This is a genomic window from Vibrio sp. D173a, assembly GCF_030248475.1.
This window is the reverse complement of the sequence record NZ_JAHGAH010000932.1, coordinates 1-627: the sequence shown is the minus strand read 5'-3', so window position 1 is coordinate 627 and position 627 is coordinate 1. Positions and strand designations below refer to the sequence as shown.

The 627-nt window shown below is 47.8% G+C and carries 1 protein-coding gene; it reads right to left on the bottom strand.

What is annotated here, in order from left to right; genetic code table 11:
- The coding region (locus KIV40_RS30365; RefSeq protein ID WP_285352980.1) for a CBS domain-containing protein at positions 1-627 on the bottom strand (627 nt) is incomplete at both ends.

The following is a 627-nucleotide window of genomic DNA, read 5'->3' as shown; positions in this document are numbered from 1 at the left end:
CGGACAATGTCAGTCGCTTCGATAATACCGATTGGCTTCTTATCTTTAAGTACTGGCAGGTGGTGCACGTTGTAGCGAAGCATGGTCATCATGGCTTCGTATACGTAAGCGTTGTGGTCGAGAGAGATAACCTCTGGTGTCATTACGCTGGAGACTTCATCCGACGGATCAAGTCCTGCTGCAAGCACACGTGTACATAAATCTCGGTCGGTGATGATGCCGATCACGGGCGTTGAATCATCTTCATCATCTTCAACAATATCTGGGTCGATAATCAGCAGTGAAGAGACGTTATCTTCAGCCATCATGGTCGCTGCTTGTTGAATGGTGCGTGTTTTCTCGATCATCGGTGCATCGCTAGTCAGTAGCGTTTTTACCTTTGAGGTCGTGAGATCGTTCGCATCGCTGTTGTTTGAGATGGCTTGGCGCAGACGTGCGTTATCTTCTACCTCTACAAAATCGGCGAACGAGTCGTAACCGTCGTAGAGTTCTTGAAAGATGGATTCTGGGATGCAGTACAGCAGGGTATCTTCGATGGCTTTGACTGGGAAGCGTACCTTGTTATTGGTTAGCAATCCCATTTGTCCGAATAGGTCACCCTCATCTAAACGGTTATAGAGTTCCCCT